Annotated in this window: 25 protein-coding genes; 15 read left to right on the top strand and 10 right to left on the bottom strand. The window is 59.5% G+C overall.

Annotated features, from left to right (window positions below; all coding sequences use genetic code 11):
- Window positions 1-296, top strand: a 296-nt coding sequence (locus IG168_RS11475; RefSeq protein WP_226876881.1) for a hypothetical protein, incomplete at its 5' end; no start/stop codon positions are given.
- The gene (rluB, locus tag IG168_RS11480) at window positions 293-1159 is read left to right on the top strand and encodes a 23S rRNA pseudouridine(2605) synthase RluB (RefSeq protein ID WP_193164542.1); all 867 of its coding nucleotides are present in this window, start codon (window positions 293-295) and stop codon (window positions 1157-1159) included. The genes IG168_RS11475 and rluB, both read left to right, overlap by 4 nt.
- Window positions 1160-1245: 86 nt before the next feature.
- Here rluB and IG168_RS11485 read toward each other — a convergent pair whose 3' ends face one another.
- The 3 genes from IG168_RS11485 to IG168_RS11495 form a co-directional block, all read right to left on the bottom strand.
- Window positions 1246-1929: an SRPBCC family protein gene (locus IG168_RS11485; RefSeq protein WP_193164543.1), complete on the bottom strand. Its 684-nt coding sequence runs from the start codon at window positions 1927-1929 to the stop codon at window positions 1246-1248.
- 235 nt (window positions 1930-2164) lie between these two features.
- A complete protein-coding gene (locus tag IG168_RS11490) occupies window positions 2165-3541 on the bottom strand; it encodes an ATP-binding protein (protein ID WP_193164544.1) in 1377 nt (458 codons plus the stop codon).
- A gap of 16 nt (window positions 3542-3557) precedes the next feature.
- Window positions 3558-4262 (bottom strand): response regulator transcription factor, encoded by a 705-nt coding sequence (locus IG168_RS11495; protein WP_193164545.1) that lies wholly within the window; start codon window positions 4260-4262, stop codon window positions 3558-3560.
- A 168-nt stretch (window positions 4263-4430) separates the two neighbouring features.
- Here IG168_RS11495 and IG168_RS11500 point away from each other — a divergent pair, with 168 nt between their 5' ends.
- From IG168_RS11500 to IG168_RS11510, 3 genes are all read left to right on the top strand, one after another.
- Window positions 4431-4910 (top strand): Spy/CpxP family protein refolding chaperone, encoded by a 480-nt coding sequence (locus IG168_RS11500; RefSeq protein ID WP_193164546.1) that lies wholly within the window; start codon window positions 4431-4433, stop codon window positions 4908-4910.
- A 194-nt stretch (window positions 4911-5104) separates the two neighbouring features.
- Entirely contained in the window at window positions 5105-5650 is a 546-nt protein-coding gene (locus IG168_RS11505; RefSeq protein ID WP_193164547.1) for a flavodoxin, read from the top strand.
- A gap of 8 nt (window positions 5651-5658) precedes the next feature.
- Window positions 5659-6036 (top strand): hypothetical protein, encoded by a 378-nt coding sequence (locus IG168_RS11510; RefSeq protein ID WP_193164548.1) that lies wholly within the window; start codon window positions 5659-5661, stop codon window positions 6034-6036.
- 64 nt (window positions 6037-6100) lie between these two features.
- On the opposite strand, the gene dapE is transcribed toward IG168_RS11510, so the two are convergent.
- The 7 genes from dapE to map all read right to left on the bottom strand — a co-directional run bounded on the left by dapE (window position 6101) and on the right by map (window position 14713).
- Window positions 6101-7234, bottom strand: a complete 1134-nt coding sequence (dapE, locus tag IG168_RS11515) for a succinyl-diaminopimelate desuccinylase (protein WP_193164549.1) — start codon at window positions 7232-7234, stop codon at window positions 6101-6103.
- 443 nt (window positions 7235-7677) lie between these two features.
- The gene (gene dapD / locus IG168_RS11520; protein WP_193164550.1) at window positions 7678-8709 is read right to left on the bottom strand and encodes a 2,3,4,5-tetrahydropyridine-2,6-dicarboxylate N-succinyltransferase; all 1032 of its coding nucleotides are present in this window, start codon (window positions 8707-8709) and stop codon (window positions 7678-7680) included.
- Window positions 8710-8737: 28 nt separating this feature from the next.
- Window positions 8738-9079 carry an ArsC family reductase gene (locus IG168_RS11525; protein ID WP_193164551.1) on the bottom strand — a complete coding sequence of 114 codons (342 nt, stop codon included), beginning with the start codon at window positions 9077-9079 and terminating at the stop codon, window positions 8738-8740.
- A gap of 3 nt (window positions 9080-9082) precedes the next feature.
- The gene (gene nth, locus IG168_RS11530; RefSeq protein ID WP_193164552.1) at window positions 9083-9751 is read right to left on the bottom strand and encodes an endonuclease III; all 669 of its coding nucleotides are present in this window, start codon (window positions 9749-9751) and stop codon (window positions 9083-9085) included.
- A 97-nt stretch (window positions 9752-9848) separates the two neighbouring features.
- Entirely contained in the window at window positions 9849-11021 is a 1173-nt protein-coding gene (dapC, locus tag IG168_RS11535; RefSeq protein ID WP_193164553.1) for a succinyldiaminopimelate transaminase, read from the bottom strand.
- A 41-nt stretch (window positions 11022-11062) separates the two neighbouring features.
- Window positions 11063-13783, bottom strand: a complete 2721-nt coding sequence (locus IG168_RS11540; protein ID WP_193164554.1) for a [protein-PII] uridylyltransferase — start codon at window positions 13781-13783, stop codon at window positions 11063-11065.
- Window positions 13784-13942: 159 nt separating this feature from the next.
- A complete protein-coding gene (gene map, locus IG168_RS11545; protein WP_193164555.1) occupies window positions 13943-14713 on the bottom strand; it encodes a type I methionyl aminopeptidase in 771 nt (256 codons plus the stop codon).
- A gap of 334 nt (window positions 14714-15047) precedes the next feature.
- On the opposite strand from map, the gene rpsB reads away from it, so the two are divergent.
- The 10 genes from rpsB (at window position 15048) to IG168_RS11595 (ending at window position 26023) form a co-directional block, all read left to right on the top strand.
- Entirely contained in the window at window positions 15048-15797 is a 750-nt protein-coding gene (rpsB, locus tag IG168_RS11550) for a 30S ribosomal protein S2 (RefSeq protein WP_193164556.1), read from the top strand.
- 124 nt (window positions 15798-15921) lie between these two features.
- Window positions 15922-16785 carry a translation elongation factor Ts gene (gene tsf, locus IG168_RS11555; RefSeq protein ID WP_193164557.1) on the top strand — a complete coding sequence of 288 codons (864 nt, stop codon included), beginning with the start codon at window positions 15922-15924 and terminating at the stop codon, window positions 16783-16785.
- 151 nt (window positions 16786-16936) lie between these two features.
- Entirely contained in the window at window positions 16937-17674 is a 738-nt protein-coding gene (gene pyrH / locus IG168_RS11560; RefSeq protein WP_193164558.1) for a UMP kinase, read from the top strand.
- Window positions 17671-18228 carry a ribosome recycling factor gene (gene frr, locus IG168_RS11565; RefSeq protein WP_193164559.1) on the top strand — a complete coding sequence of 186 codons (558 nt, stop codon included), beginning with the start codon at window positions 17671-17673 and terminating at the stop codon, window positions 18226-18228. Before pyrH ends, frr begins: the two co-directional genes overlap by 4 nt.
- Window positions 18228-18989, top strand: a complete 762-nt coding sequence (uppS, locus tag IG168_RS11570) for a polyprenyl diphosphate synthase (RefSeq protein WP_193164560.1) — start codon at window positions 18228-18230, stop codon at window positions 18987-18989. Before frr ends, uppS begins: the two co-directional genes overlap by 1 nt.
- Window positions 18990-19161: 172 nt before the next feature.
- Window positions 19162-20007 (top strand): phosphatidate cytidylyltransferase, encoded by an 846-nt coding sequence (locus tag IG168_RS11575; RefSeq protein WP_193164561.1) that lies wholly within the window; start codon window positions 19162-19164, stop codon window positions 20005-20007.
- A 76-nt stretch (window positions 20008-20083) separates the two neighbouring features.
- Complete coding sequence (gene ispC / locus IG168_RS11580; protein ID WP_193164562.1) at window positions 20084-21271, top strand: 1-deoxy-D-xylulose-5-phosphate reductoisomerase; 1188 nt, start codon at window positions 20084-20086, stop codon at window positions 21269-21271.
- Between the two features lie 93 nt (window positions 21272-21364).
- The gene (gene rseP, locus IG168_RS11585; protein WP_193164563.1) at window positions 21365-22720 is read left to right on the top strand and encodes an RIP metalloprotease RseP; all 1356 of its coding nucleotides are present in this window, start codon (window positions 21365-21367) and stop codon (window positions 22718-22720) included.
- A 138-nt stretch (window positions 22721-22858) separates the two neighbouring features.
- The gene (bamA, locus tag IG168_RS11590; RefSeq protein WP_193164564.1) at window positions 22859-25426 is read left to right on the top strand and encodes an outer membrane protein assembly factor BamA; all 2568 of its coding nucleotides are present in this window, start codon (window positions 22859-22861) and stop codon (window positions 25424-25426) included.
- A gap of 78 nt (window positions 25427-25504) precedes the next feature.
- A complete protein-coding gene (locus tag IG168_RS11595) occupies window positions 25505-26023 on the top strand; it encodes an OmpH family outer membrane protein (RefSeq protein WP_193164565.1) in 519 nt (172 codons plus the stop codon).
- The last annotated feature ends 15 nt before the right edge of the window (window positions 26024-26038 follow it).

The following is a 26038-nucleotide window of genomic DNA, read 5'->3' on the forward strand; positions in this document are numbered from 1 at the left end:
AAGCCGAAGCCGAAGCCGAAGCCGAAGCCGAAGCCGAAGCCGAAGCCGAAGCCGAAGCCGAAGCCGAAGCCGAAGCCGAAGCCGAAGCCGATGCCAAAACTGAATCCGAACCGACCGGTTCCGACCAGAGCGCCGCGCTGTCGGCGCAGTTGCCGCCGAGCGCACTGTTTGGCGAGGTCGACGCCGCCGATGAAACTGACACAGAGACTCGCAGTGATGCGCAGTCCGAGGAATCCGATGCCGAAGATGACGGCGATACCCGCGCAGCCCCGCAACCGGAAAATGCCAACTCATGACTGAAGGCACTGCGCCTGAAGGCGAAAAACTGCAGAAAGTCCTGGCACGCACCGGCCTGGGATCCCGCCGGGAAATGGAGCGCGCTATCGAAGCCGGCCGCGTCACCGTCAATGGCGAGGTGGCGGAGCTGGGTGAGCGAGTTACCGATGCCGACCACATCGAGTTCGATGGCCGCCGCCTGCCCGCGGCGGAGGAGAATCGCTGCCGCGTAATTCTGTACAACAAACCCGTCGGCGAGATCTGCTCCCGTCACGACCCCGAGGGCCGGCCCACGGTCTACGACCGCTTGCCGCGTTTGCGCTCGGGGCGCTGGATCTCCGTCGGCCGCCTGGACTTCAATACCAGCGGCCTGCTGCTGTTTACCAACAGCGGTGAGCTGGCCAACAAGTTGATGCACCCTTCATCGGTGATCGACCGGGAATACCTGGTGCGAATCCAGGGCCAGGTTGATGATGAAATGAAAAAACGCCTGACCACCGGCGTATTGCTGGAGGATGGCGCAGCGCGTTTTACCGATATCGTGGAGAGCGGCGGTGAAGGTAATAATCGCTGGTTCTACTGCGTGGTGATGGAAGGGCGCAACCGCGAAGTGCGCCGCCTGTGGGAATCCCAGGGTGTGCGTGTGAGCCGCCTGAAACGGGTGCGCTACGGCAGTGTCTTTATCCCGTCCAACGTGAGGGTTGGCCAGTGGATCGAGATGGAGCCGCGGGAAATTGACGACCTGTGTGTCACCGCGGGACTTCCGAAACTTGGCCAGCGTCCGCTGACCCAGGTGGAAAAGCAGAACCTGCAGCGGCAAAGGCGTAAATTGCGTAAGCCGCCGGCGCAGAAAGCGCGCCGCAGTAATCCCCGGCAGAACTGATACGGCCAATCTGACAGAGATTAAAAAACGAGCCCGCGATTGCGGGCTCGTTGCTTTGCGGAATCTGTACTCGCAGATCGACGGTGTTATTGATGCTCGTCGATGGGCTCTTCGCCTTCCTCTTCGAGAATCGGCTTTTCCATTCCCGAGCCCGAATCCATATCGTCTGGATCTGCGCCCATGGTGTCGTCCTCGTCGGACGGCAATTCGTCGTCGGTGCCGCTGTCCATTTCGTCCACTGCGGGCACTGAGCCAGACTCCACGACGCTTTTCAGGTTCTGCAGGCCCTGTTCGTAGGACTGGCCTACCATTCTCTTCACCAGCAGGCCCATCCAGCGGGCTACCGGCCCGGCCCCCATATCACTCTTGAATTTCCAGGTCACATTGGTGCCGCTGCCCTGGGGCTGCAGGTGGAATTCGCCGCCGGCCATGCCCTGTGCGCCGAAATTCAGTTCAGTGCGCACCAGGCTGTATGGCTCGCTGGCGACGATTTTCTGGCTGCCGCTGCCTACGTTGGGATTTTCACTCCGCCAAGACATGGCGGATCCGACGCCCTGGCTCGGCCCGCTGAACTCATATTTTGTCTTCGGATCCAGGTTTGCCCAGGGGGACCACTGGTTGAATTTGTGCAGGTCGTTGACGTAGGGGAATACCGCCTCTGGCGGCTGGGTGATGTAGACGCTGCGCTCGAGCGTCACCTGCCGGGGAAACAGGAAGCCGGCCAGTACCAATAGTGCCAGGAAAACCAGGATGTATAAGATCCAGCGCATAGCAGAGCCCTTGTTATCTGTAGAGTCGGGATCGGCATTCACTGCAGCCGTGTGACCATCATCTTTGATCGTAGCGCAATTGGCAATCAGGGGCCTCGTCCCTTCGGGTTGCGCCCCAAAACGGGCCATGCTGCGTTGCTTGTCGCTCATTTAGCTCGCTAAACCACGCGTCTCGCGTCTTGCCTGGCCCGTTTTGGGACAGCAACGCGACTATCGAATTTAGAGTAAACAGGCCCTAATGGTCGTCGATAGCCAGCAGGGGCAATTGGATTTCTACACACAGGCCCGCACCGGCGACATTGCTGGCCGTGATGCTGCCGCCGTGATGCAGGATGGTGCGCTGGGCAATAGCGAGGCCGAGGCCAAAGCCACCGCTCTCGCGCGTGCGTGCGGTATCGGTGCGGTAAAAGGGACGGAAGATTGCCTTTAGCTCATCCTCGGCCACTCCACTGCCGGAGTCGATCACGCGAATACGGCAATTTCCATCGTGCGCTTCCGCCCGCAGGGTCACCGAGCCGCCGGGGGGGCTGTATTTGATCGCGTTGCGCAGGATGTTTTCCAGTGCGGCGGTCAGTGAACTGCCGCGGGTGGCTACCAGCATTTCGTCGGCGTTGAACTGGAGATCGAAATGTAGTGACTTGGCCTGCGCCTCGCCTTTCAGGTCCTCCAATAAAGCTTCGAGCAGGCTTCTGATTTCCACCACGTCGTCCAGCGGGCGCTGGTCAGTGCCGGTCACCGGCAGGGACAGTACGTCGGAGATGATGTCCTCGAGGTAATCCGCAGCCTTGCCGATCTTGTCCAATTCGGTGTCGAGTCCGCCCGTGTTTTTCTGCCGCGCAATACCCAGCGCCACTTGCAGGCGCGCCAGCGGCGAGCGCAGCTCGTGGGAAACGTCCTTGATCAGGCGGCGTTGTTCCGCCATGGATGCCTGTAGTTGGGCCGTCATGGAGTCGAAGTCCCGGGCCAGATCGGTGAGTTCATCGCCGCGGTTGTGCAGGCTCGGCGAAACCCGGTAGTCGAGTTCACCCGCCGCAACACGGCGGGTGGCCGCGCGCAGCTGATCCACCGGCCTGCTCAAATAGCGCGCGAGCCAATAACAGGCGGCGCCGGATGCGAGCATCGAAAGCAGCAGAATCGGCCAGAAATTGCGCCACAAAAAACGCAGCAGCAATCCTTCCTTGCTGTGTTCCGCAATCACGCCAATCCGCAAGCTCTCGTCCCCCCGCAATGGCCAGAAAAAGCCCACGGTGGGCTTCTTGTCGACCAGCATATGGACTTCGGCGTTGCGGAAATTGAGAGTGGTCAGCAGCGGCAGCATTTCCGGGGGCAGGGGGCGCCCGAGCAATTCGCGGCCGTTCTGGTCGACGGCGTACACCTGGTGTTTGGCCTTGTCGGGAAGGCGCTCCAGCCAGTGCTGGAAGTAGCCCGGGCCGTGGCGACGGGTTTTGCGCATGGCGCTGATGACTTGCCGGAACAGCGCCGGGCCCTCCCAGCGCTCCTGCTGGTGGGGGTCGCCGAATTCGCGAAAGTGGGTGATGTAGATCGCCGCTATCACCATCACCATGGCAGTGATCCAGGCGCCGAAAAACATCTTCCAGAAGAGACTGCGCATCGGGTAACCGCCGGTCCTAGCCCGCGCTCTGGGTCAGCATGTAGCCGGCGCCGCGAATATTGATGATCTGGTCACGGCTGGCGCCCTGCTCGGCCAGCTTCTTGCGGATATTGCTCACGTGCACATCAATGGATCGGTCGTAGGGCATCAGCTTGCGTCCCAGTGCGCTCTCCGTCAGCACCTCCTTGCTGACCACTTCGCCGGCGTTCTGGGCAAGTACCTTGAGCACGGCAAATTCTGCGCCGGTGAGTGCGACCAGCTGATCGTTCCAGAACGCCTGGTGTTCTGATGGCAGCAGTCTCAGCGGGCCACTGCTGAGCCCGGAATCGCTGTCCTCTGTCTCTACGCGACCGCGACGCAGCACGGCGCGCAGGCGCGCGGCCAGTTCGCGCGGGTTGCAGGGTTTGGGCAGGTAGTCGTCGGCGCCCATTTCTAGCCCGACTATTCGGTCGACGGTGTCGCCCTTGGCGGTGAGCATCAGGACCGGCAACGAGCGGCTCGCCGGTGAGGCCTCCTCCCGCAATTTGCGCAGCAGGTCAAAACCGTTGTGTATTGGCAGCATCACATCCAGTACCAGGGCATCGAAATTGTGACTCTGCGCCAGTTCCAGCCCGCTGCCCCCATCGTTGGCAACGGTTACGTCAAATCCCTCTCCGCTCAGGAATTCCTGCAGGAGATCAGTCAGTTCACTGTCGTCGTCGACCAGTAGGATACGGCTCATAGCGTGCTCTCAGGTTGCGTGAACCCATTATATGCAATCGGTTGGCGCGGTTTGCGAACAACTTTTGGGCTTTTTACCGTTCTTAACAAATGTTTACCGCAGTTTGCCCCCATTTACATTGTGGAACCCTACTATGAACCTACCGACAGCAAACAAGAGGAAGTGTCGATGAAAAACTGGAGAGCGATTGCGGGAAGTGTGGTTTTGGCAGGTGCGCTGGTAGCGCCGGGACTGAGTATGGCCTTTGGCCCCGATGATCGCGGTCCGGGCGGCCCCGGTCACTTCCGCGAGCACATGTTTGAGCGCATGGCGGACAAGCTGGATCTGACGGAAGGCCAGAAGGCCCAGCTGAAGGCCAACATGGAGGCCAATCGCGAAGCGCACAAGGCCCAGCGCGAGCAGATGCACGAGCTGCACAAGCAACTGCGCGAGGCTATCGAATCCGGCGCTGACCAGGCAACCCTCGACAAGCTGGGGGCGCAACTCGGCAAGCTGGAAGTCGCCAAAATGCAGGAAATGCAAAAGATGCATGAACAGTTTGAAGCAATCTTGACCGACGAGCAGAAAGCCAAGTTGAAAGAGATGAAAGCCCAGCACATGGAGCGCTGGGAAGAGCGTCGCCAGCGCCGACAGAACGACGAAGAGTAGTAACGCGCTTTTCTTCTGTGCGATCGATCGGGCATTTCTACCCCAACGGCCCGGGAGACTCGTAACCCTTTGCCCCTGCATTGCCGGGGCTTTTTTATTCCCGCTTCATCCTTGCCGTACCCCGCCATTGCTGGGAAAATACGCCGCCATCCGACAGTGGTGACAGCAGCCCGGTGGTGGGCAGAGGAGTGATTGTGAGTAAAATCGGCTTGTTTTACGGCAGTGACGAGGGCAATACCGAGGCGGTAGCCCTGCGTATCCGCGCCCGCCTGGGCGAAGAGCGGGTCGATGTGCACGATATCGCCGACGTCACCCAACTGGAGATCGCCGATTACGACCAGCTTATCTTCGGTATCCCGACCTGGGATTTCGGCCAGATTCAGTCCGATTGGGAAGAGTTCTGGGAAGATGTGCAGGAAATAGACTTCACCGGTAAAACGGTTGCCCTGTTCGGCCTGGGTGATCAGTTCGGCTATGGCGACTATTTCCTGGATGCCATGGGCATGTTGCACGATGTCATTGTCGCAAACGGAGCCACCATCATCGGTCACTGGCCTACTGAAGGCTATGAGTTCGAGGCGTCCAAGGCGGAAGTCGGGGGCAGTTTTGTCGGCCTGGGCATCGACGAAGACCAGCAGGAGGAAATGACCTGCGAGCGTCTCAATCGCTGGTGCCGACAGATTGCCGATGAGTTCGGTCTCGCCGGCGGAGCCGACAGTGTCAACGAGCTGGAAGATTGAGCGCGCCAATGAAATCGACGCTGACCTTCAAGGAATTCTGGCCGTGGCTGACTGAGCACCCCAATTGCATCCTGCGCGCCGGCACGGCGGACTCTGTCGTCTACGATGATGACGACTACCACTGGCGCTTCTCCGAAGAGGATGTGCGGACGTTGCTAGTGCAGGTAATGCGCGGCAAGCGCCCGGTTGCCGAGCTGTTTATCGAGCCGGAACATGTGAGCTCGGTACAGATTACTCCGGGCGAGAAGGGCGAATTCAATTTCGACCTGATTGCGGAAATGCAGGGGCAACCGCAGGTGATCTACTACTTCGTGCTGACCCACGCATTTGAAGAAACCTCGCAACCCGATCAATCCGGCCATTCCGGCCGCGGGCGGCTGCACTGACCGAATAATGCATCAAAAAAGGCAGCCCAGTGGCTGCCTTTTTCCTGCTGGGCAATCTCTCCGATCAGGTCAGCAGGCCTGTCATGACCTCTCGATACATGTCTTTTAAAGTATCCAAGTCATCGGCTTTAACACACTCATCCACTTTGTGAATGGTGGCATTTACCGGACCCAGCTCTACCACTTGAGCCCCCGTCGGCGCGATGAAGCGACCGTCGGAAGTGCCGCCGGCAGTTGAGAGCTGTGTTTTTTCTCCGGTAACAGCCAGTATCGCGGCCTGGGTGGCTTCCACCAGCGGGCCTTCGGCAGTCAGGAATGGCTGTCCGGAAAGTTTGAAATCCGCAGAGTATTTGAGCCCGTGTTTGTCGAATATGGCCCGGGCGCGGGATTCGAGATCCTCGGCAGTGGTCTCAGTAGAGAAACGCCAGTTGCATACCACTTTTACTTCGCCGGGAATCACGTTGGTGGCGCCGGTACCGCCATTGATATTGGAGACCTGAAAGCTGGTGGCCGGAAAGAAGTCGTTACCTTCGTCCCATTGCTCGGCGGCGAGTTCGGCCAGTGCCGGTGCCAGGTTGTGTATGGGGTTCTCAGCAAGGTGCGGGTAGGCCACGTGGCCCTGGATTCCAAACACCGTTAGTTCCAATCCCAGTGAACCGCGGCGACCATTTTTGATGATGTCGCCAACGCGCTCGGTACTGGAAGGTTCACCCACCAGGCAGCAATCAATTTTTTCGCCCTGTTCCTCCAGCCACTCGACCACTTTGACGGTGCCGTTGTGAGCCGGACCCTCTTCGTCGCTGGTGATCAGGAAAGCGATGCGGCCGGTGTGATCGGGGTGCGTCGCGACGAATTCCTCGCAGGCCACCACCATGGCCGCGAGTGAGCCTTTCATATCGGCGGCGCCTCGGCCGTAGAGGTAGCCGTCTTCCACAACTGGCTCAAACGGCGGGCGTTGCCAGTTAGCTTCCGGACCCGTGGGCACCACATCGGTATGGCCGGCGAAGGCAAACAGCGGGCCATCGGACGCGCCTTTGCGCACTGACCAGAAGTTGTCGGTGTCACCGCGGCGCAGCCAGGTGGTCTCGAAACCGATTTTTTCCAGGCGCTCGAGCATCAGCGGCATACAGCCGGCGTCTTCGGGGGTGACAGAGCGCAGGCGGATCAGGTCGCTGGCGAGTTGTTGTGTCGGGGTCATGGGTCTTTCCGCGGATGATTCAGTGGTTGATGCTCCGTAGCGGGTATCGTGACGGTCCTGCTACCGGGGGCTTCTTGCGGGACACGCCGTGAATACGTCCCTGTAGGCTTGTCTGCGAGCTTCCGGCCGTTCCAGGCATTCACGGCGCCTTCGGCCCTCTCGCAGACAGTCCCGCAAGAAGCCCCCGCTCTCAGAACCCTTGCATTGAGTTTTTGCGCACTACCCACTAGTAGTAGAAAGAACACTGAAACTTAATGCGAAGGCGCTGATGCCGGGAACGGTTTGCGGGACCGTCGGTGGCCATGGATGACCACCGACGAGCGCACATGGATGTGCTTGTAGTGTGTCTCGCAAATTGTTCCCGGTAGCAGGGCCGCCCTGATCTTGTTACGAAGCAGTTATGGGGCGACCTTGGGACTTCAAAGCGAAGTTCCCGCTTGGGCTTAGTTACTGTGCAGCGCTTCGTTCAGCTCCACCGCACTCTTGTTAGTCAGGCACTCAACCGCGCCATTCACAGAGTTGCGTCGAAACAGCAGGTCGGATTTGCCGGCCAGGTCGCGCGCTTTGATGTGTTCCACTAGTTTGCCCGCGTCGTCCAGCAACGCAACCTTGGTACCGGCCGTGATGTACAGACCGGATTCCACGGTGCAGCGATCCCCCAGTGGGATGCCGATACCGGCGTTGGCGCCGAGCAGGCAGTTGTCGCCGACAGAGATGACGATATTGCCACCGCCGGACAGGGTGCCCATGGTAGAGCAGCCGCCGCCGAGATCGGAGCCTGCGCCGACGAATACGCCGGCGGAAATACGGCCCTCGATCATGCCGGGACCCTCAGTACCGGCGTTAAAGTTAACGAAGCCCTCGTGCATGATGGTGGTGCCCTCGCCGAGGTAGGCGCCCAGGCGCACGCGTGCGGTGTGGGCGATGCGAACGCCGGCGGGCACTACGTAATTGGTCATTTTGGGGAACTTGTCCACGCAGGCCACGTCCAGGTGCTCGCCCTTGAGGCGGGCTTCCAGCTGGCGCTGCGGCAGTTCTTCCAGGTCGATGGCGCCACGGTTGGTCCAGGCCACATTGACCAGTTTGCCAAAAATACCGTCCAGCTTGGTCTCGTGGGGTTTGACCAGTCGGTGCGAGAGCTGGTGCAGTTTCAGGTAGGCTTCCGGAACATTCTGTGGCGCGTCGTCGCTGAACAGTACGGTTGCCACCAGCGGGCGCTGGCTACCGGCGAACTGTCGCAGGATTGCCGCCTGCTCTTCGGCACCCGCTTGGCTGAGTTTGTCGGCCAGAGGCTGCAGCTGCGCGGAATCCAGGGCAAGGGCAGTATTGCCGTTGCCAATCTTCAGGGTTTCGATAATTGCAGCGGCCACTTCCGCATTCGGGCGCAGGAGGGGTTGTGGGTAATAAACTTCCAGCCAATCGCCCTTGCTGTTGCAGGTGCCGACGCCGAAGCCAACGCTGTAGAGTTCGCTCATTGGGTAATTCCCTTCTTACCTATTTCAATTAAACCAGTTCTGCAAAAGTGGCTTCCTTGAAGCCGAACAGGGTCGTATCGCCGCTGACCGTGACGGGGCGCTTGATCAGCGTCGGGGTGTCGCTGGCGATGGCCAGGGCTGCAGCGTTGATCATGTTGTTTTTTTCGCTGTCACTCAGGGCGCGCCAGCTGGTGGAGCGGCGGTTGAGGACTTCTTCCCAGCCGAATTGATCCAGCCACTGTTGCAGCGGAACACTGTCCATACCGTCTTCACGAAAATCGTGAAATCGATACTCAACCGAATTTTTTTCCAGCCACTTGCGGGCTTTTTTGACGGTGTCGCAGTTCTTGATGCCGTAGAGTGTAATCACAGTTCAAGCCTTTTTGATTTTCTTGGGATTTTTACGCGCCGGGTAACAGGTGGTGCAGATTTCGCACACGGTGCCGTCGCAGCCGCGGGCCGAGCAGTACTCGCGCCCATAGAAAATAATTTGCAGGTGCAGTTTGTTCCAATTGTCGCGGGGAAAAAGCCGTTTCAGGTCTTTTTCCGTCTGCGCGACATTCTTGCCGCTGGTGAGGCCCCAGCGCTGGGCCAGGCGGTGAATGTGAGTGTCCACCGGGAAAGCCGGGTGGCCAAACGCCTGGGACATGACCACGCTGGCGGTCTTGTGGCCGACGCCGGGGAGGGTCTCCAGCGCTGCCATATTCTCCGGTACCTCACCGTGATATTCATTGATCAGAATCTGCGACAGCGTGCTGATGGCCTTGGATTTCTGTGGCGACAGGCCGCACGGGCGGATCACTGCCTTGATCTGTTCTACTGGAGCCTTCGCCATATCGCGGGGATTGTCTGCAAGCTCCCACAGGGCCGGAGTAACCTGGTTGACGCGCTCGTCGGTGCACTGGGCTGACAGCAATACCGCCACCAGCAGGGTATATGGATCTTTGTGATCCAGCGGTACCGGTGTTTCCGGGTACAGTTCCTCCAGTCGCTGCTGGATATAGTCCACCCGTTCCTGTTTGAGTAGGTTCTTTACTGCCATTTCTTCTTTGCCTGTTGCCAGGCATCCGGAGGTGATTCGTCTTGCCTGCAGTTTCTCTGCGCGCCTGATACTGGCGTCGCGTTCACGATGTGCAGGGTTATTTGCAGAAGGCCCGAATACGTTTCGCGGCCTCGACACATTCTTCCTGGGTGGCGACCAGCGCCATGCGCACGTATTCGCTACCGGGATTGATGCCGCCCACCTCGCGGGCCAGGTAGGCGCCCGGCAGTACGGTGATGTGCTGCTGGCGGAAAAGCTCGCGCGCAAATGATTCGCCGTCGCCCACTTTGGGCCAGAGATAGAAACTCGCCTGCGGTGCCCGGACGTCCAGGCAGCCGTCGAGAATATCCAGAACGGCGGCGAATTTTTCGCGGTAAAGCGCGCGATTATGCCGCACGTGCTGTTCGTCCTGCCAGGCAGCGATCGAGGCGAACTGGCTGGGCACAGGCATGGCGCAGCCGTGATAAGTGCGGTACAGCAGGAATTTTTTCAGGATTTCCGCATCGCCGGCGACGAAACCCGAGCGCAGGCCCGGCAGGTTGGAGCGCTTCGACAGGCTGTGGAATACCACGCAGCGGCGATAGTCTGCGCGGCCGATCTGCTCGCATACCTGCAGCAGGCCGGCCGGCGGATTGTTTTCGTCGAAGTAGAGTTCCGAATAGCACTCGTCCGACGCGATGGTGAAGTCGTAGCGGTCGGCGAGCTCGATCAGCAATTGCAGGTCTTCTTGTTCCAGCAGGGCGCCGGTCGGGTTGCCGGGGGTGCACAGATACAACAGGTCGCAGTCGCGCCACGCCTGTTCCGGCACCGCGGTAAAGTCCGGTTTGAAACCGGTTTCCGCACCGCAGTTGATGAAGTGCGGATGACCGCCGGCGAGCAGCGCCGCACCTTCGTAAATCTGGTAGAAGGGATTGGGCATCAGCACTTTTGCCCCGGGAGACACCACCGCCTGGGCAAAGGCGAACAGGGCCTCGCGGGTGCCGTTGACCGGCAGTACCTGGGTGTCGGCGCAGACGCTGCCGAGCTGGAAACGCCGACACAGCCATTCGGCAATGGCGGTGCGCAGGGCATCGATACCCTTGGTGGCCGGGTAGACCGCGAGTTTGTCGAGATTGTCGATCAGCTCGTCGCGCACAAACGCGGGCGGTGCGTGCTTGGGTTCGCCGATGGACAGCGCGATATGCGGTTTGTCCACGGGTTGCACGCCCTGCTTGAGCGCTGCCAGCTTGGTGAAAGGGTAGGGCTGCAGCTGATCGAGATTCGGATTCATAGGGATTTTTCTTTTCTTAAATTCGATTGGGCGGCCGGCGACTAGCGCGGCTGTTTCGCCTGGTGGGCGTCCAGCTCACTGCAGATAGCTTCTTCCAGTTTGCGATTGGCCGCTTCGTCCAGCAACGGTTGCCCGCTGGCATCGGTAATATGAAAAATATCCTCGACGCGTTCCCCGAGTGTGGAAATCCTGGCGTTGTGCAGGCGCAGGTCGTGGTCGATGAAGATGCGCGCGATGCGGGCCAGCAGGCCGGGGCGATCGGCACTGGTGATTTCGAGGGTGCTGTAGTGATCGCCGGGTTCGGTCGACAGGCTGGCGCGGCTCTCCAGCTCGAACATCTTCAGACGCCTGGGAGTTCTGCGCTTGATGACCTTCGAGTAGTCCTCTACCAGCGCCAGCTCCTGTTGCAGGGTATTGCGGATCTGCTCCAGCCGGCGAGGCTCGTCCAGCAGCGGCTGGCCCGATTCATCCAGTACGTAAAAGGTATCCAGCGTGTAGCCGGAAGCGGAACTGTACAGGCGGGCGTCGTGAATGTTCAGGTTGAGCATGTCGAGCCCGGTCACAACCGCGGCGAAGACGTTGGCGCGGTCGGGGGTGTACACGAAGACTTCGGTGGCGCCGTCGTGCTCCCCGGGCCCCGAGTTGCGGGTCAGGACCAGGGTGTCGCCGGGCTCGCCCGCTTCGCTGGCGCTGTGCAGCTGGTGAATTGCCGCGGTGTGCCAGGTGATATTGTCGGCGCTCTCACGGACGAAATAGTCCTCGCCCATCTGTGCCCAGATGTCGTCCACTGACGACATCGGCAGCCCCATGGCCCTCAGCATATTGCGCGCCTGACTGCGGGTTTCCTCGATGATTTCCTCGCGATCGATAGGATTTTCCAGGCCGCGGCGCAGGGCGCGGCGGGTGGCCTGGTACAGCTGGCGCATCAGGCTGGCACGCCAGCTGTTCCACAGCTCCGGATTGGTGGCGTTGATGTCGGCCACGGTCAGGGCGTAGAGGTAGTCCAGATGTTCGCGGTCGCCGACGGTGCGGGCGAATTCGTGCACCACTTCCGGATCGGAGATGTCCTGCTTCTGTGACACCTGGCTCATCAGCAAGTGCTGTTCCACCAGCCAGCAGACGAGGCGGCGGTCGCGTGCGGGCAGGTGGTGGCGGCGGCAGAAAGCGTCGGCGTCCACGATGCCCAGCTTGGAGTGGTCGCCGCCGCGTCCCTTGGCAATGTCGTGGTAGAGGCCGGCGATATACAGCAGCTCCGGTTTGCGCATGCGCGACAGGATTTCCGCTGCCAGAGGATGCACCTGCCAGGCCTCGGGGCTGCGGAAGCTGCGCATATTGCGCACCACCTGCAGGGTGTGGGCGTCCACGGTGTAAATATGGAAAAGGTCGTGTTGCATCTGCCCGGTCACGCGGCCAAATTCCGGCAGGTAGCGGCCGAGAATACCGTAGCGGGTCATGCGCGATAGCTGGGTAGACAGGCCGCGGGGCGAGCGCAGCAGTTGCATGAACAGTTCCGCGTTGCGTGGATCGGTCCGGAAGTCGTCGTCGATGAGGTGGCGCTGTTCGCGGATCAGGCGGATTGTGGACGCGCGCACCCCCTCGATTTCCGGGTTTTCCGCCATCAGGACGAAGATTTCCAACAGCGCTGAGGGCTGCTCGATAAAGACGCGGGTCTGGGTGACCTCAATGGTGTCGTCGCGCAGCTGGAAACGCTCGTTGATGGGGGTGACCGTCTGGCGTTCGCCGCGTTGCAAAATGGCTTCGTCGAGGAACTGCAGCAGTACGTCGTTGAGTTCCCGCAGTGCCATGACGATGCGGTAGTAGTTGTGCATGAACTGTTCGACGGCGAGCTGGGTGCCGCTGTCGACATAACCGAACTGTTTCGCCAACTCGCGCTGGTAGTCGAACAGCAGCCGCTCTTCGGCGCGACCGGCCAGCAGGTGCAGGCCGTAGCGTACCCGCCACAGGAAGTCCTCGCCGGACTGCAGGATGGCGAATTCCTCCTCGGTGAAGAATCCCTTGCCCTGCAGCTGCTTCAGGGTGCGTACCTGAAAGTAGCGCTTCGCGACCCAGCCGATGGTCTGGATATCGCGCAGGCCGCCGGGAGCGTTCTTTATATTGGGTTCGAGGTTGTATTCGGCCGCCTGCTGTTTGCTGTGGCGCTCGCGCTGTTCGGCGTATTTGGCGCTGAAGAAGGCGGCGGCGGGCCAGATTTCTTCCGGACTCATGCGTTCGGTCAGCCGGGTGCGCAGGGCGTCGCTGCCGACCACGGTGCGACACTCCATCAGGTTGGTCGCGACCGTAATATCTTGCGCGGCCAGCTCCAGGCAGTTGTCCAGGGAGCGCACTGAGTGGCCGATGTCCAGGCCCAGGTCCCATAGGAAAGCCACGAGCCGCTCGATATTGTCGATGGTGTCCGGGGCGGCGTTGCCGTCGGTCAGGATCAGCAGGTCAATGTCCGAGTGTGGGTGCAGTTCGCCGCGACCGTAGCCACCGACCGCCAGCAGGCTGATGTCGCTGGGCCACTCGTACTGGTGCCAGGTGTAATGGAGTATGCAGTCGACGAACAGTGCGCGCTCGTGCACGAGGGTGCGCACGTCCTCCCCTTCGCGAAAGCGCTCCGCCATCTGGCGATCTGCGCCGCCGATGGCGTCCTTGAATATTTCCAGGGCTGGCTTGGCGCCCTCGGCCAGTGCGCGCCGGAATCGGGCCTGGTCGAAGAAAAACAGGGGGCGTTCGAAATAGGGGGTGTTGGCCGACTGCATCTTGTGTCCGTTCAAAGGGGAGTTGTGCCTGGCTTGGGCGCTCGAGCGACGCGCTGCCTGGACCGTTGTTTCAACGGCCCTGTTGGCGATCTTTTCGCGAGCGGTCCCGGCTATAGGCCCGCTCGCCTGACTGCGGCGCTACTGGCTGCATCCCTCGATTCAAAAGCTCTCTTCATTGCGGGCGGTCATTACTTCAACCCCGTCGCTGGTCACTACCATGGTGTGCTCCCACTGTGCCGACAGGCGGCGATCCTTGGTGATCGCGGTCCAGCCGTCGCCGAGAACCCGGGTCGCGGCCTTGCCTGCGTTGATCATCGGCTCGATAGTGAAGGTCATGCCTTCCTCCAGTGCCAGACCGGTACCGGGACTGCCGTAGTGGAGGATCTGCGGATCCTCATGGAAGACATCACCGATACCGTGACCGCAGAAATCGCGCACCACCGAGTAGTAGTTCTTTTCCGCGTGCTGCTGGATCACGTGGCCGATGTCGCCGAGCGTAGTGCCGGGGCGCACGATTTCAATGGCCTTGTACAGGCACTCCTGGGTGACTTTGACAAGACGTTCGGCGTGCGCCGCGGGCTTGCCGACGAAGTACATCTTGCTTGTGTCGCCATACCAGCCATCTTTGATTACGGTGACATCGATATTGATGATGTCGCCTTTCTTCAGGATCTTGTTCTCCGAGGGGATGCCGTGGCAGACCACCTCGTTGACTGACGTGCAGATGGATTTGGGGAAGCCGCGGTAGCCGAGGCAGGCGGGAATGGCCTTCTGTACGTTGACTATGTGGTCGTGGCAGCGCCGGTCCAGTTCTTCCGTGGAGACGCCGGGGACCACATATTCGCCTATCATTTCCAGTACTTCCGCGGCCAGGCGGCCCGCGGTGCGCATTTTGGCGATCTGTTCCGGTGTCTTGATGGCTGAAGTCATGCGTATCCCTGAATTGTTGCGTGGTGGCGGGCGAGGCCCGCGGGGCGCGCTATTGTAGCGGATTCAGCGGCGTCGGGCATCAGACTGGCGCCTGTGGTGGCTGCCGCGCTTTCCGTGGGGGTTGGAATGTGGTATAAAGCGCGCCGCTTGGGGCCGTGTGGTCCCGAGCAAACACTAAACGTCACACATACACCGGCACATGCGCCTGGGTGTTCCGCCCCGTTCCCAGCTGGGGAGCAGGCGGGATTGGTGCATGGGGTGTGTGGAGGATACAACCCGGGAAGTCACTGCCAGACAGCAACGGCGTACTTCCGTCGATATTGAGGTTTTACCTATGCCGCAAGTTAGCATGCGCGATATGCTGCAGGCTGGTGTTCACTTTGGTCACCAGACCCGCTACTGGAACCCGAAGATGGGTCAATTCATCTTTGGCGCCCGCAACAAGATTCACATCATCAACCTGGAGCACACTGTTCCGGCTTTCAATGAAGCCCTGCAGGTGATCAAGGGGATGGCCGCCCAGAAGAAAAAAATCCTGTTCGTTGGTACCAAGCGCGCTGCGCAGAAGTCCATCAAGGAGCAGGCTGAGCGTTCAGGCCAGCCTTACGTCAGCAACCGCTGGCTGGGCGGCATGCTCACCAACTACAAGACCATTCGCGCTTCCATCAAGCGTTACCGCGATCTGGAAACCCAGGCTCAGGACGGCACTTTCGAGAAGCTGACCAAGAAAGAGGCGTTGATGCGCACCCGCACCATGGAGAAGCTCGAGCGCTCCATCGGTGGTATTAAGGATATGGCTGGCCTGCCCGACGCGCTGTTCGTGATCGACGTCGAGCACGAGCGTATCGCCATCCAGGAAGCTAACAAGCTGGGTATCCCGGTGATCGGCGTTGTCGATACCAACAGTGATCCGGTTGGCGTTGACTACGTTATCCCTGGCAACGACGACGCAATTCGCGCTATCAAGCTGTACACCACTGCGGTTGCGGATGCCGTTCTCGCCGGTGCCGCTGAAGCGGGCACCAGCACTGCGAAGAACGAATACGTCGAAGCGAACGACGACGAAGCCGCTGCTGACTCCTAAGAGAGAGTCGCAGGGCGCTGCAGCATGGTCGTGAGCGGCTGTGCTGCGAACTCAAAAGGGGCCCCGCAATCGGCCCCTTTTTTCTAATCCGTTTTACAAGTGACAGAACCCCGAGGATTGAATCATGGCGATTACCGCGTCTATGGTAAAAGAACTGCGCGAGCGCACTGGCCTGCCGATGATGGAGTGCAAAAAAGCACTGACCGAGGCGGATGGCGATATCGAAAAAGCGATTGAAGATCTGCGCAAAGCCTCCGGCCTGAAAGCAGCCAAAAAAGCTGGCCGCACCGCTGCCGACGGCGTTGTTGCAGCCAAGGTTGCCGAAGATGGCAGTTACGGCGTCCTGATTGAAGTGAACTCCGAAACCGACTTCGTTGCGCGCGATGACAATTTCCAGGCATTTGTTGCCAAAGTGGTCGACAAAGCCTTTGCAGATCGCCAGCAAGACGTTGCTGCGCTGATGGAAGGTGAGCTGGAAGAAGCCCGCGAGGCACTGGTTCAGAAAATCGGCGAGAACATCGGCGTGCGTCGCATCCAGCTAGTGGAAGCGCCGGTTGTGGGTGCTTACGTTCACTCCAATAGCCGCATCGCTGCACTGGTTGCCCTGAGCAGCGGCGAAGTGGAGCTGGCCAAAGATGTGGCCATGCACGTTACCGCGGTTAACCCGCAGGTGAACAAGCCGGAAGATATGCCGGCCGACGTGCTGGAGAAGGAAAAGGAAATCATCAAGGCGCAGCCAGATATGGAAGGCAAGCCTGCTGAAATCGTCGAAAAGATGATGGGCGGCCGCATCAAGAAGTTCCTGAAGGAAAACAGCCTGGTGGAACAGCCTTTTGTTAAAAACCCGGACGTTACCGTTGCCAAGCTGGTGAAAGACGCCGGTGCCGACGTGGTTTCTTTTGTCCGCTTTGAAGTGGGCGAAGGTATTGAGAAAGAAGAGGTGGATTTCGCAGCGGAAGTGGCCGCGCAGGTCAAGTCCTCTTCCTGATCACCTGCGGCCACCCCCGGGCGGCCGACCTCATTGGGGTGCTTTCGGTGCGTTCAAAATTTGAGCGTATCGGGGCACCCCTCTGTGTAATTGACCGAAAGTGTTGTAATGTTCGGCGGCAGTGCCTACCTGCGCCAGAGAGGACCCGAGGATGCCCGGAGTAAAAGATCGAAAGTACAAGCGAATCCTGTTGAAGCTCAGTGGTGAGGAGCTGATGGGGGACCAGGGGTTTGGGATCAGTCCCAAAGTGCTGGACAAGATGGCGCTGGAGATCGGGCAGCTGGTGGGTATCGGTGTACAGGTCGGGCTGGTTGTCGGCGGAGGCAACCTGTTTCGCGGTGCCGCACTGCACGCGGCGGGGCTGGACCGGGTTACCGGCGACCACATGGGTATGCTGGCAACGGTCATGAATGCGCTGGCGCTGCGCGACGCCCTCGAGCGTTCCAATATTTCTTCCCGCGTCATGTCCGCCATCCAGATGAGCGGTATCATTGACCACTACGACCGCCGCGCGGCGATTCGCCACCTGGAGCGCGGTGAAGTCCTGATTTTTGCCGCTGGTACTGGTAATCCTTTCTTTACTACCGATTCCGCAGCCTGTCTGCGCGGTATCGAAATCGATGCGGAGCTGGTGCTGAAGGCCACCAAGGTGGATGGTGTCTACTCCGCCGACCCGGTACTCGACCCGACCGCAACCCGTTACGACCAGCTGACCTATGACGAGGTGCTGGATAAGAAGCTCGGGGTTATGGATCTAACCGCAATCTGCCTGTGCCGCGAACACAATATGCCCGTGCGCGTATTCCGCATGGACAAAGCCGGCGCACTGCTCAATATCGTGGTGGGCGGTGAAGAGGGCACGCTAATCGAAGAGGAAGTGAAGCAGTGATCGAAGATATCAAGAAAGACGCGAAAGTGCGCATGGGCAAGGCGCTCGACGCGCTGGGCAGCAATTTCAACAAAATCCGCACCGGGCGTGCGCACCCGAGCATTCTGGACGGTATTCAGGTGTCCTACTACGGTTCCGATACTCCGCTTTCTCAGGTGGCTAATGTCAACGTGGAAGACGCGCGTACTCTGTCCGTGACGCCGTGGGAAAAGAACCTGGTGCCGGACATCGAGAAGGCCATCATGAAGTCTGATCTGGGCCTGAACCCGAGCACTGCCGGTGCGGTGATCCGTATCCCGATGCCGATGCTGACCGAGGAAACCCGCAAGAACTTCATCCGCCAGGCCAGAGGTGAGGCGGAAACCGCGCGCGTTTCCATCCGCAATATCCGTCGCGACGCACTGGCGGAGGTGAAGGCGCTGGTCAAGGAAAAAGAGATTTCCGAGGACGACGAGCGTCGCGCGAGCGATGAAATTCAGAAAATTACCGATCAGTTCGTGGCTGATGTCGACAAAGCACTGGCAGCCAAAGAAAAAGACCTGATGGAAATTTAATGGCTTCCAGAGGTTCTGCCGACAGCGACCAGTCCACGCCGGGCCCGCGCCATATTGCCATCATCATGGATGGCAATGGCCGCTGGGCGGCTCAGCGCGGACTGCCTCCCTCCGCCGGCCACAAGGCTGGTGTTGAGCGCATTCGCGACCTGGTCTCCGCGTGTAAGGAGCGGGGTGTGGAAGCGCTCACCCTGTTCGCGTTTTCCAGCGAAAACTGGCAGCGTCCACCCAAGGAGGTGGAGTTGCTGATGAGTCTGTTCCATTCCTATCTGCGCAAAGAGGCCCGGCGTATGCGCGAAGAGGGCGTGCGCCTGCGTGTCATTGGACGCAGGGACCGCTTTTCGCCGCGACTGCAGCGCGCCATTACTGAGGCGGAGGAAATTACGCGGGACGGTGAGCGGGGCAATCTTGTCATTGCCGCAGATTACGGCGGCCGGTGGGATATCGCGCAGGCGGCTCGCACTATGGCGGAAGAGGTCGCCGCGGGCCGGCGCACACCGGATTCCATAACCGAGCAGACGCTCGGAGATTACCTGCTGCTGGCGGATCTCCCGCCGGTTGACCTGCTCATCCGCTCCAGCGGCGAGCAGCGTATCAGCAATTTCATTCTCTGGCAGGCCGCCTACAGCGAATTCTATTTCACAGATACACTGTGGCCGGAATTCGATGAAGCGGCGCTGGATCAGGCCATCCAGGCCTATCGCCAGCGGGATCGTCGCTTCGGCGGTCGGACCGATGGCGGGCTGGCTGCACAGGCTTGATCGCTGCAGATGGCGTCAGGAACAGGGTTTATCGCGGCAGGCCGTTTTTCGCTATTCGGCGCAAAATTTGACCAGTGACAGCGGAAAATTCCCTGAGACAACAATATCTTGTACTCTGCACCCGCCCGAAATTGCGGGCACAGGCAATGAGAAATAGAAGAAGGGTTTGACGGTGCTAAAACAAAGAATAATTACCGCGCTTGTATTGGTGGCTCTGTTCCTGGGAGTGTTGTTTTTCCTTCCAATTCAGTGGTTTGCGCTGGTAACTGTGGCTGTCATCCTCCTCGGCGGTTGGGAGTGGGCCAACCTCGCGAACCTCAATCGCGCACTGCGCTTTGTATTCCTTGCGGCGCTGGGTGCGGCCCTGGTCGGTGCCGCACAGTATGTATTTAAGATGGATTTCTCCAGCCCGGATACCGGCCATGCCCGGCAGATCCTGGCGGTGGCCTGCGGCTGGTGGGCGCTGGCCTTTCTGTGGGTACAGAGCTACCCCGCGAGCGCCATGTTGTGGGGCGGGCGCTGGGCCCGTGGCATCATCGGTCTGGTGGTGCTGGTGCCGGCGTGGTTGGCGTTAGTGATTCTGCGCGGCCAGGACCACGGTGCCTGGTTGGTGCTGTTTGTGGTTGCGGTGGTCGTGACTGCCGACGTGGGCGCCTATTTCGTGGGGCGTCGCTATGGCAAGCACAAGCTGGCGCGCGAAGTCAGTCCCGGCAAGTCCTGGGAGGGTTTTTTTGGTGGCCTGCTGGCCTGCCTGGTGCTGGCGCTGGTCGTTTCCTATATGTTTGACCTGCCGACAAAAAACCGGGTGCTGTTTTCCTTCGGAGTCCTGGTGACGGCGCTGGCATCGGTGATCGGTGACCTGGTGGAGAGCATGTTCAAGCGCCATCGTGGCATCAAGGACAGCAGCCGCATTCTGCCGGGCCACGGTGGCATTCTCGACCGGCTGGACAGCCTGTCTGCAGCGCTACCGGTATTCACCATGGCTGCGCTGGCCAGTGAACTGTCCTCATACCTTTAGTTCGAGGTATTCTGCCAGCCGCACCTGTAATCGACGGCCCGTCGCATTCGAGGCCCGCGAGGTATAACACGAGCCTATGCCATCCCCAATACCGCAATCCGTGAGCATTCTCGGCTCCACCGGTTCCATTGGCGTCAGCACCCTGGATGTGCTGGCGCGCCATCCGCAGCGCTACACCGTGTTTGCACTGACCGCCCGCGAGCGTATCGCCGAGCTGGGGCAGCAGTGCCGGCGATTCGCGCCCCGCTATGCCGTAGTGGCTTCCGAACAGGGTGCGCAGCAGCTGCGCGACCTGATCAAGGGTGAAGATCTGCCCACTGAAGTACTGTGGGGCCTGGAGGGGCTCTGCCAGGTGGCGGCGGCTCCCGAGGTGGACGTGGTGATGGCGGCCATTGTCGGTGCGGCGGGGCTGCACCCCACGTTAGCTGCGGTAGAGGCAGGCAAGAAGGTATTGCTCGCGAATAAGGAGTCGCTAGTGATGGCCGGCCCGGTCTTTACACGTGCCCTGGCGGCGAGCGACGCCCAGTTGCTGCCGATCGACAGCGAGCACAATGCCATTTTCCAGTGCCTGCCGCAGCCTTACAGCAGCCTTGAAGAGGCCGGGGTGGAGAAGATCCTTCTCACCGGCTCCGGTGGGCCGTTTCGCGCCCGCCCGGTCGGGGAGCTGCATCGGGTGACTCCGGACGAGGCCTGCGCACATCCCAACTGGTCGATGGGACGCAAGATTTCCGTCGATTCTGCCACCATGATGAACAAGGGGCTGGAGTTTATTGAGGCCTGCCTGCTGTTCGATGCCCGCCCGGAACAGATAGATGTGGTCGTGCACCCGCAGAGTATCGTGCACTCGATGGTACAGTACCGGGATGGCTCGCTGCTGGCGCAGATGGGCAACCCGGATATGCGTACCCCAATCGCCCATGCGCTGGCCTTTCCGGAGCGAATCGACAGTGGTGTTGCCGCGCTGGACCTGATCGCCCAGGGCAGGCTGGATTTCGAAGCGCCGGATCCTCAGAGGTTCCCCTGCCTGCGCCTGGCGCGCGAAGCCATGGATGCCGGCGGCAGCGCGCCCACGGTGCTGAATGCAGCCAACGAGATCGCGGTAGATGCCTTCCTGCACGGCAGGTTGTCGTTTACTAGTATTCCCGCTGTGATCGAGCGGGTGCTGGAAAGCGTCGATGCGGTTGAACTGACGGGCCTCGATGCAGTCGAAACAGCGGATCGCAATGCGCGAGAGCTGGCCCAGAAGGTACTCGGTGCACTTTGAGGGGCCGCGGGAGCCTCTAACGGTAGTTCGGGTACGGCTCGCGACCTCCACTAGCGGGGAAGTTCGCGCAATAGAGTGAGTTAGCAACTGACTATGGAATTTATTCAAACGGTTATCTGGGCACTGGTTGCCCTGGGCGTACTGGTCACCTTTCACGAGTTGGGTCACTTTCTGGTGGCGCGGGCCTGTGGAGTCAAGGTGCTGCGCTTTTCCGTGGGATTCGGCCGCAGGCTGCTGTCGCGTTACGACCGCCACGGCACCGAGTTCACTCTGGCGGCAATTCCGCTCGGTGGCTATGTAAAGATGCTGGATGAGCGGGAAGGGCCAGTACCGCAAGATCAGCTCCATCTCGCGTTTAACCGGAAGAGTGTCTGGGCGCGCATTGCCATTGCGGCCGCGGGCCCCATCGCCAATTTTCTGCTGGCGATCGTGCTGTTCTGGGCTGTTTTCATGGGAGGGACAGCGGGGCCGGTGCCCATCGTCGGCTCCGTTGAGCCTGGCACGATCGCCGCGCGCGCGGGCCTGGAGGCGAATCAGGAGATCGTTGCCGTAGATGGTCATCCGACGCCGACCTGGCAGGCACTGAACTGGCGTCTGGCCAATCGCCTCGGCGATACCGGGACAATCGAATTTGCCGTGCGCTACCCGGATTCCGATCTCGAGTACCTGATGGGAGCGGATATTGATCACTGGCTCTCCGGAAAGGAGGTGCCGGATCCGCTGAAGGAGATCGGACTCGAGTTGTGGACGCCACCGATCAAGATGACGCTGTCGCAGGTTACACCGGACAGCCCAGCGGATCGCGCGGGTCTGCGTGCCGGGGACAAGATTATCGCGACCGACGGTCGCATTTTTGAGAGCTGGGATAGCTGGACCCAATATGTGCGCTCCCGGGCTGGCCAGGCCATGCAGGTGGAGGTTGATCGTGACGGTGATCGCCTGACCCTGTCGGTGATCCCGGAGCAAGTAACGCTCGACAGTGGAGAGCAGATCGGGCGTATCGGTGTTTTACCAGTGGCGGAGACCTGGCCGGAAGACAAGGTGCGGACTTACCACTATGGTATTGTCGCCGCGCTGAGCAAAGGGCTGCAGGAGACCAGGGATAAGACGCTGTTTACCCTGAATAGCCTCAAAAAACTCATTGTGGGGGAGCTGTCCACCAAGAACTTGAGCGGCCCTATCACCATTGCTAAAGTGGCCGGCACTTCGGCAAACGCCGGCTGGCAGTCTTTCCTGTCGCTGTTGGCGTTGCTCAGTATCAGTCTCGGCGTGCTCAATCTGTTGCCTATCCCGGTACTCGACGGCGGGCATCTCCTCTATTACGGCATTGAGGCCATCAAGGGGTCGCCGGTGTCTGAGCGGGTGCAGTTGATCGGCTTGCAGGTGGGAATGGCCCTCGTCCTGGGCATCATGGGACTTGCGCTGTACAACGATATCTTGCGTTTGTAAGGCGGCCCCGGCCGCATTAGTGTCCCCTCTGCCGCATAGCCGGAGGAGGGCGGCCCCAAAATGGGGCGGGAGAGGGCGGTGCTTGGCTGACCGGCTCTCCAGTGTTTGGAATTGCGAATAAAAACTCGGAATTAGTAGATGAAAGATTTCCTGAAAGTGGCCTCCCTCGGCTTGGCATTGCCGATTACCGCCGTTGCGCAGTCGTTTGTTGTCAACGATATCCGCGTCGAGGGGCTGCAGCGTGTATCTGCCGGTACCGTATTTGCGGCGCTGCCGGTGCGCGTGGGCGACCAAATCGAAAGCCTCGATATTCAGAGTGCAACCCGAGCCCTGTTCCGTACCGGTTACTTTCAGGATATCCAGATTGGCCGCGAAAACGGTGTCCTGGTTATCACTGTGCGCGAGCGGCCGGCTATTTCCAAGATTGAAATTACCGGCAACAAGGCAATTAAAAGCGAAGACCTGCTCAAGGGCATGAAGGAAAACGGGCTTGCCGAAGGCCAGATTTTCAAGCGTGCCACACTCGAAGGGCTGGCCCAGGAGCTGCAGCGCCAGTATGTCGCCCAGGGTCGCTATGGCGCCAGTGTGAAAACCGAGGTAAAGGAACTGCCGCGCAACCAGGTCGAGCTGAAAGTGGTCGTGGACGAGGGTTCCGTCGCGGCGATCAAGCACATCAATATCGTCGGCAATCAGGCGTTTTCCGATGAGGAGCTGGCGAATATCTTTGAGCTGCAGACCACTGGCTGGCTGTCCTGGCTCAGAAGTGACGACAAATACTCCAAGGAGAAGCTCACCGGCGACCTCGAGCGGCTCGAGTCCTATTACCTCGACCGGGGTTATCTGGAGTTCAAGATCGACTCTACCCAGGTTTCCCTGAGCCCGGACAAGCAGAGCGTCTTTATTACCATCAATGTCCACGAAGGCGATGTCTACAAGGTCAGTGATGTCGAGCTGGCGGGCGACCCCGTAGTGCCCGAGGAGGAAATCAAGCGCCTGCTGCTGGTGCGCAAGGGGCAGACCTTCTCCCAGGTATTGATGACCACGACTTCCGATTACATCACCAAGCGCCTCGGCAATGAGGGTTACACCTTTGCCGAAGTCAATGGCATGCCGGAGCCGAACGAAGAAGACAAGACGGTAAAAGTCACCTTCTTTATTGATCCGGGCAAGCGCGCCTATGTGCGCCGCATCAATTTCCGTGGTAATACCCGGACCTCCGACGAGGTTCTGCGCCGCGAGATGCGCCAGATGGAGTCTGCTTCCGCCTCATCTGCCCGTATTGAGCAATCCAAAGTACGCCTGGAGCGCCTGGGCTACTTCAAGGATGTGCAGGTGGAAACGAAAGAGGTGCCCGGCACTTCCGACCAGATTGACGTGGATTACACGGTTGAAGAGCAACCCTCTGGCACCATCGGCGGCACCGTGGGCTATGCCCAAAACAGCGGCCTCGTACTGGGTGCCAATGTGCAGGAAAACAACTGGTTGGGAACTGGCAAGTCCGTTGGCTTTGCCGTCAACACGTCCAGATACCAGACGGTCGTCAACTTTTCCTATACCGATCCCTATTTCACGCCGGACGGTGTGAGCCGCGGCTTCAACGTCTTTTACCAGGATCGCGACTATTCAGAGATCGGGGTGTCCAGCTATAACACCAGCACCTATGGTGCCGGCCTCAGTTTCGGCTACCCGATTTCGGAAATTTCCCGCGTCGGTCTGAATGTGGGCTTTAGCCACCTTGAGCTGGGGGTTGGGGATTATCCGGTGCAGGAAATCAAGGGCAGTCCGCTTCCCAATGACAGCCTGATCGGTATGGTGGAGTCCGCCGATGTGGCGGATATCGATGCCGAACTCACCGGTGCCTTCGAGGCTGGTGAGGCGCTGAATTTGAGCAATCCTACGGATACGAACCTGCTCAATACGAACTTCGACGGTTTCGTCGATAAAAATGGCGACATGTTCGACTCGTTTTCTGTCACCACTTCCTATGCGCGCTCGACTCTGAACCGCGGTATTCTTGCCACCCGCGGTACCTCCCAGCGTCTGTCGCTGGAATTTACTCTGCCCGGCGGGGACCTGGAGTACTACAAATTTATTTATACCGGCCAGATGTTCCGTCCGCTGACGAAAGACCTGACATTGCGCCTGCGCACCCGCCTGGGCTATGCGAATGGCTACGGCGGCACCATCGGCTTGCCGTTCTTTGAAAACTTTTACGGTGGTGGCTTCGGCTCAGTGCGCGGCTTTGAACGCAACACGCTGGGCCCGAGATCGACTTCGTATGAATACTATGCCACTAACGACTGCGCGGTGGATGCCGATGGCATTGCATCGAAGTGTTACGTACAGAACTCGGATACCGGCGAGCTGGTAACAAACCGTTACGACAATCGACCGGATCCGTTCGGCGGCAATGTCCTGATTGAAGGTAGTGCTGAAATTATTTTCCCGATTCCGTTCGTGAAGGATCAGCGCTCCATGCAGTCTGCGTTTTTTATCGATGCGGGCAATGTATTTGATACCGACTGTGGTGTTTCGCAGCTCAACTGCTACGATATCGACGCGAGATATCTCGATGTTTCCGCGGGTATCGGTCTGACCTGGATTACCGGTTTTGGTCCGCTGACGTTCAGTCTGGCCAAGCCGCTGCAGGAGAACGAGTACGACAAAACGGAAATTTTCCAGTTCTCACTGGGTAATAGTTTCTAAGGCCGGTAATCCGGACTTCTCGGGGTAAATAGCCTCTTACGATAAATCGATAAATAAAGTAAATACGGAGAATCTGAAGTGCTTAAAAATGTAAAAATTATCGCAGTTCTGCTCGCTGGTATCCTGCTCTCTGGTGCCGCCGTTGCGCAGAGTAAGGTAGCTGTCTTCAACCTGCAGGCAGCCATCATGAGCACTGACGCTGCCAAGTCCAAAGTTAACGCACTGAAGACCAGTTCCGAGTACTCCAAGCTGCAGAGCAGCGCCGAGTCCATCCGTGACGAAGTGAAGAAAATGGCAGAGGATGCGCAGAAGAATGGCATGACCTGGTCTGATGATCAGAAGGCCGAACAGCAGCGTAAGATGAACTTCAAACGCTCTGATTTCGAAACCACCGTGAAGAAGTTGCGTGCGATGGAGACTCAGGTAGGTCAGGAAATCCAGAAAGAAATGGCTCCCAAGGCCAAGGCTGCACTGGAAGCTCTCATCAAAGAGCGCAAGCTGGACCTGGTAATGGATGCGAACTCTGCCTTCTATGCGGGACCGAACATCGATCTGACTGCAGAAGTGGTCAAGCGTATGAACGCCGACAAGAAGTAAGTACCGACGGCGCTA

This window comes from Microbulbifer hainanensis (assembly GCF_014904735.1).
Classification (GTDB): domain Bacteria; phylum Pseudomonadota; class Gammaproteobacteria; order Pseudomonadales; family Cellvibrionaceae; genus Microbulbifer; species Microbulbifer hainanensis.

Excerpts from the sequence above, each read along its gene's own strand:
- map (WP_193164555.1), bottom strand. The coding sequence starts at position 14,713 with ATGACTTCAGCCATCAAGACACCGGAACAGATCGCCAAAATGCGCACC.
- IG168_RS11510 (WP_193164548.1), top strand. The coding sequence starts at position 5,659 with ATGAAATCGACGCTGACCTTCAAGGAATTCTGGCCGTGGCTGACTGAG.
- nth (WP_193164552.1), bottom strand. The coding sequence starts at position 9,751 with ATGGCAGTAAAGAACCTACTCAAACAGGAACGGGTGGACTATATCCAG.
- IG168_RS11495 (WP_193164545.1), bottom strand. The coding sequence starts at position 4,262 with ATGAGCCGTATCCTACTGGTCGACGACGACAGTGAACTGACTGATCTC.
- tsf (WP_193164557.1), top strand. The coding sequence starts at position 15,922 with ATGGCGATTACCGCGTCTATGGTAAAAGAACTGCGCGAGCGCACTGGC.
- uppS (WP_193164560.1), top strand. The coding sequence starts at position 18,228 with ATGGCTTCCAGAGGTTCTGCCGACAGCGACCAGTCCACGCCGGGCCCG.
- IG168_RS11490 (WP_193164544.1), bottom strand. The coding sequence starts at position 3,541 with ATGCGCAGTCTCTTCTGGAAGATGTTTTTCGGCGCCTGGATCACTGCC.
- bamA (WP_193164564.1), top strand. The coding sequence starts at position 22,859 with ATGAAAGATTTCCTGAAAGTGGCCTCCCTCGGCTTGGCATTGCCGATT.
- dapD (WP_193164550.1), bottom strand. The coding sequence starts at position 8,709 with ATGAGCGAACTCTACAGCGTTGGCTTCGGCGTCGGCACCTGCAACAGC.
- dapE (WP_193164549.1), bottom strand. The coding sequence starts at position 7,234 with ATGACCCCGACACAACAACTCGCCAGCGACCTGATCCGCCTGCGCTCT.
- ispC (WP_193164562.1), top strand. The coding sequence starts at position 20,084 with ATGCCATCCCCAATACCGCAATCCGTGAGCATTCTCGGCTCCACCGGT.
- dapC (WP_193164553.1), bottom strand. The coding sequence starts at position 11,021 with ATGAATCCGAATCTCGATCAGCTGCAGCCCTACCCTTTCACCAAGCTG.
- rseP (WP_193164563.1), top strand. The coding sequence starts at position 21,365 with ATGGAATTTATTCAAACGGTTATCTGGGCACTGGTTGCCCTGGGCGTA.
- pyrH (WP_193164558.1), top strand. The coding sequence starts at position 16,937 with ATGCCCGGAGTAAAAGATCGAAAGTACAAGCGAATCCTGTTGAAGCTC.
- IG168_RS11540 (WP_193164554.1), bottom strand. The coding sequence starts at position 13,783 with ATGCAGTCGGCCAACACCCCCTATTTCGAACGCCCCCTGTTTTTCTTC.
- rluB (WP_193164542.1), top strand. The coding sequence starts at position 293 with ATGACTGAAGGCACTGCGCCTGAAGGCGAAAAACTGCAGAAAGTCCTG.
- IG168_RS11500 (WP_193164546.1), top strand. The coding sequence starts at position 4,431 with ATGAAAAACTGGAGAGCGATTGCGGGAAGTGTGGTTTTGGCAGGTGCG.
- rpsB (WP_193164556.1), top strand. The coding sequence starts at position 15,048 with ATGCCGCAAGTTAGCATGCGCGATATGCTGCAGGCTGGTGTTCACTTT.
- IG168_RS11485 (WP_193164543.1), bottom strand. The coding sequence starts at position 1,929 with ATGCGCTGGATCTTATACATCCTGGTTTTCCTGGCACTATTGGTACTG.